The organism is Mobiluncus mulieris ATCC 35243 (assembly GCF_000160615.1).
In the GTDB taxonomy this organism is placed as follows: domain Bacteria; phylum Actinomycetota; class Actinomycetes; order Actinomycetales; family Actinomycetaceae; genus Mobiluncus; species Mobiluncus mulieris.
Map to the genome: position 1 here is coordinate 603,294 of NZ_GG668519.1, position 4,651 is coordinate 607,944.

The window sequence follows — 4,651 nt, forward strand, 5'->3', positions numbered from 1 at the left end:
GACAGCACGATCCCTAAACCCCTGCGAATAATTCCTAGGCATAAAACAATCCCCTCAAAAAAACCTAGAAACAAAACACGGGACACTTCAAGGCCACGAAATCCAATCCAGCAACCCCATCACCCCACAAGCCCAAAAAATCTTAGACAAGCTGGGTTCCTAAAGTTACATGATTCAGGATAGATGATTTCAGCGTATCACATCCTACAGAAGTGTCCCGTAGTATACAGAATATATCCGCATATCTACGGCTAAGCCCGCTTTTTCATGAGGATGCTGGTGCTATTTTGGCGACGTGTAGAACCGCCTGGTAATTTTCCATAGCATCGCGCAGACTAACACTTCGGGTGGCGAATTTATTATTTATCCAGGCAACGTAATCCCCTGAGATTGCGAATTGTCCATTAGCTAAGCTAGCGGCATCCTCAGCCTTAGGGTCGCCATCATCCTGTAGCACAATTGCGGTATTGTCTCGGGGATTGACTAGATACAGTTTCGAGGCCGGGCTGGAGAAGAAGACGAGATATTTTTCTGAGGCGTCCGCAAAAACCAGGGTGGAGTCCTCACCCAATACGCGAATCGATCCACCTGTTTCCAGGTCCAGATATTTTCGTACCGCCGAGTACCCAATCAGGAAGGGATTAGGATTCCCTTCTCCCCAAGTTACATACTTGCCGTTACCGTAGATAAACGCTATCGTCGGCGTAATGGAATGGTCTAGAGCTTTGATGACCTTATTTTTGGGAAAATCAGTGAAACTAGTTTGCCGAAACTCTACAGCATGATTCCGTATGGTTTTGGGAGTGTCTCCTTTGCAAGCAAATTCTTTACACCCCCATTGTCCGACAAACACCATGTCGCCGGATTTTTGCCACACAAAATCGTATGCACTCGGAGAATCCGTAATCAGGGTCTCACTCTTTACCGGATTCTGGCTCATATCCAGATGCAACAGCGAAAACGTCCCCTCTGGGTATCCTTCCTTATCGGTATTAACGGAATACCAACATAAAAGCTGTCTACCGTGAACCGAATGGGGATTGCATTCTAATGCGGTTTGGCCACTATTTTCCTCATAGAGAATTTGAGGCCTGCAATTGTTTATATCCTGGCAGGCTTTGATACGCCACGGTGTCCACATGCTGTCATCACCATTCCCACGCTCTACATTCATGGCTTCCGCCCAGCCAATGCCCTTAGCACCGTACGGAAAAATATGAATGATACTCCAGGCAGCGTCACCGGTATCCACAATTTTCCGAATCTGGTCACGCTCCGGTTCCACCAAAACCAAATCAGTAGGCAGCGGCTCATTCGCACCGGCAGAATACGGGTGACAATCCTGCAGACACGTTGCCAGATAAATCCCAGCCGAAGTCGCTAGCAAAGCCTCCGCCCGGTAAGTGGGAAGCGTCATCTGGATATGCTGTTTTACTCGTAACGAAGGCACATCATGGCGATGTTTTTCTACCAAGTGACGAGAAAAGAAACGTGGCTGGGAGAGCTTCTTGTCGAACCACTCAGTTTCGAAGCGTTCGGAAAGCGGCTGGGACGCATCACGCGCCACATCCTCATCTGGCTCCGCTATCTTGGAAGCCTGCTTTGAGTCGCCCGCCTGCCCCTTTCCTGAAGCCGACTCGACCGAGTTAACGGGAACACACCCCGCTAAGGCCGCACCTACCACCAGAACCAACGCCGAAATCTGCTTCCGTAAACTCATCTCCCAGCCCCATCTCTACTTCGTGGAATATACAACATACCCTGGATTACTTGTGACCATCTTGTACACGTTCCCAGCAGGTTCCCAGTGAAATGGTCCTTCAGGATTATCCACATTCTGTTTACCATAGACCTCCCCGACCAGAATCTTGTTATTGTTGTAGTTAACACCGATTCCCACATCATAATGTCCCCTGGACCCGCTACTACCTCTCCAATAAGAGAGCTTCCTTGTAGGGACACCGTCAAGGATCACGGCTTTGCCCCAATGTTGGTTAATCGCGGTGTGAATAGTACTTATCAAGTCAGACACGCTTGATGGTGTTTTATAAGTCCAATGCCCATATCCATTAAATTGCACTTCATTAAGATAGTCAATAACTTGATAAAGGTAAGTGCTACCTCCATGCGTTATTCCCCATTTAGATGCTAATCCAGACTGCGGGATGTTCCAACTTCCTTTTGTAAAACCGTGGACTAGATTTCTCGTAGACGCTGGCCCGCACCACCAGTCACGCTGTTGTTCTTGGAAATCAGAAATAGCTGTAGTTATCACACCAGGGTTGGATACTCTAGTGGATTCTAGGATTTTTGTTCTGGTAAGTCCGTTGTGATAGCCAATCAAAGAGAGCATACTGGGATTATCATCGAAAAATAACTCTCCTTCCCAAGGACAATTCTGAATCCCGTTGATATCAGGGTCGCATGGTTGATTCGTTAAAGAGGCTCTTATTTTCGCATCACGCGCTTTGTTCTCGGCTATCATTTCTCGCCATTCCCGCAGCATTTGTGGCTTTAACCTATCCAGCTCAGCTTGCGCTTCCGTTTCGGTAAGAGTTGCTTTGCTGTCCATTACTGAACGAGCTTCTCGAAGTTCTGCCGCCTGTGGCAAGTTGTTAAATTGCGGCGACATCTTAGCCATTTCTTCTAACTCATCAACATAGTAGCGGTACAGCTCTGTCGCACTTGCATCGGGAGCCGGTGGCGGAGGTACATTATCTTGCCTAGTTCCCGCGATGCTGTAGCTTTTAGGCTGCTGAGAACTGGAATCCTGATTTGAATCGCCATACGCCACGACACCGGCACTGCTTATCACTAGCGTAGCTACAACCGCGTAGGCACACGCCAAACCCACCTGTTTTCGCATAACATTCTCCCTTGAATCATACCAAGCTTCCTAGAGCTGGATTACTGTGATGCCGGCTGGCACCGGCAGCGAATTTTTCGATGACACTCTTAGTGAATCACACCCCCAACCGTCGTCGCTACCGTCATGTGTCGGTATTTTTATACCGACACATGACGGTACCCAGCGTCCGTTCGCTCCGTTAGAATGCAGGTAAGCCCTCGATTTTTTGACGAAAGAACTGGTTACTATGAAGTTTACTGCTTTTGTTAGCGCATTCCTTCTGTTAGTGTCTACCTGCCTCGTTGGCACGATTGACTTGAATCCGTATGCGTGGGATACGATAGCTACTCGTGTCAAACCAGCTAAACCAGTGATATGTTTCTTCATCCCATCTTCGCCAGATTGCACCAAATTCTAGCCGGAATGAAACAGCACCAGTTCAAAAGCCTTCTTCGGCGGGTTTTCCCTCCCTTTCGACCCACCACCGGTATTTTAGTGCTCTACGTGGCTACGGCTGCGGCAACGATATTGTCTGAGTTTGGTTTCGGCACATTCTCTAGCCGCACTACAGAATCAAGTTCGACAGTGGCTCTGATTGCGCTGGTAGCGTCGCTAGCTCTGTGTGGAGTTTTCCCTCCGTATTTCGAGTTGTTTTTCATTACAATTTTCTTAACCAGCACCTATCTGGGGCTACTGAATCCGCTAACAACACCTGTTTTTGGTCTATATCTGCTGGTCGGGGTGTGGCTGGTGCGGTCTTGGATAATACCGGGGCTACTACTGCTCCTCGTGACCGAAATAAGTCTAATCGCGGTTTCCCCACACCCGAGTCTCCAGGCTATCGGAGCAGTATTCGGCTCCGGCGTGACCATAGCCCTAGGGCTCGCTATCCGTTATTTCCGGCTAAAAACCGCTAAAGCCAACACCCAAGCAGAGCACAGCCGCAGACAAACCGAACAAGCACGCCGCGAGGCGGAGCTCGCACGGCGGGAGGCGCGGGAGACCAGTAGTCTGATACGTAAACAGTTGGCGGTTCAGTTGCACGACACGATAGCCAAAGACCTCGCGCATATCGCGATTAAAGCCCAGGAACTAAGCCAACCGGGTTGCGCCACCCCTGAGGAACTCGCTGCCTTGGCAAACCAGGCCATCGCCACCTCGAAACGCATCAAACCTACCATTCTGCAACTCGATACCGAATCCGGGAGAGCCAACATCACCGAAACCGTATCCCTGGTAACCAAAATGCTCTCTACCAGGAACATCACCCTACAAAACGACGTGAGTGAAAACCTCGACCCACAGGTTACCCGCCAGCAAGCCCTCCTGGCCTGCCTAGTCATCCGCGAGGCCGCCACCAACATCTTGAAATACGCCCCCACCGGCACCACGGCCAGCCTGGAAGTAACCCGAGAACCGGACGGAGCCATCACCATCACGACCAGCAACACTATCGGTGATTCGCCTGCAAACATAGGAACCACCGGGGGCTTTGGCCTGGCAAACCTCGAACACCAAATCACAACTAATGGAGGCGAACTAGAATACAGTCATACCCCCGCCCGCTGGATACTGTGGGCTACAATCCCCACCGGAGGAAAGGAGTAGCTAATGAGTGAGGACATCCGCGTACTCATAGCCGACGACGACCCGATAATCCATGACAGCTTCGCTAGGCTCCTTGACAGCCAGGACGGCATCAAAGTCGAAGCCACGGCTTCCAACGGAGCCGAAGCCCTCACCAAGATGACCCGGGGTATCGACGTGGCGCTCATAGACGTGGACATGCCCATTTTGGATGGT

At 50.2% G+C, this 4,651-nt stretch carries 4 protein-coding genes; 2 read left to right on the forward strand and 2 right to left on the reverse strand.

Features of this window, described 5'->3' with window-relative positions:
- Positions 1 to 265: 265 nt before the first annotated feature.
- A complete protein-coding gene (locus tag HMPREF0577_RS07710) occupies positions 266 to 1,720 on the reverse strand; it encodes a selenium-binding protein SBP56-related protein (protein WP_004013250.1) in 1,455 nt (484 codons plus the stop codon).
- A 15-nt stretch (positions 1,721 to 1,735) separates the two neighbouring features.
- A complete protein-coding gene (locus tag HMPREF0577_RS07715; protein ID WP_004013251.1) occupies positions 1,736 to 2,866 on the reverse strand; it encodes a cysteine peptidase family C39 domain-containing protein in 1,131 nt (376 codons plus the stop codon).
- 567 nt (positions 2,867 to 3,433) lie between these two features.
- Here HMPREF0577_RS07715 and HMPREF0577_RS07720 point away from each other — a divergent pair.
- Positions 3,434 to 4,456 carry a sensor histidine kinase gene (locus HMPREF0577_RS07720; protein WP_248613757.1) on the forward strand — a complete coding sequence of 341 codons (1,023 nt, stop codon included), beginning with the start codon at positions 3,434 to 3,436 and terminating at the stop codon, positions 4,454 to 4,456.
- A 3-nt stretch (positions 4,457 to 4,459) separates the two neighbouring features.
- Positions 4,460 to 4,651, forward strand: a 192-nt coding sequence (locus tag HMPREF0577_RS07725; protein ID WP_004013253.1) for a response regulator transcription factor, incomplete at its 3' end; no start/stop codon positions are given.

Coding starts and splice junctions, on each gene's coding strand:
- HMPREF0577_RS07710 (WP_004013250.1), bottom strand. CDS start 1,720: ATGAGTTTACGGAAGCAGATTTCGGCGTTGGTTCTGGTGGTAGGTGCG.
- HMPREF0577_RS07715 (WP_004013251.1), bottom strand. CDS start 2,866: ATGCGAAAACAGGTGGGTTTGGCGTGTGCCTACGCGGTTGTAGCTACG.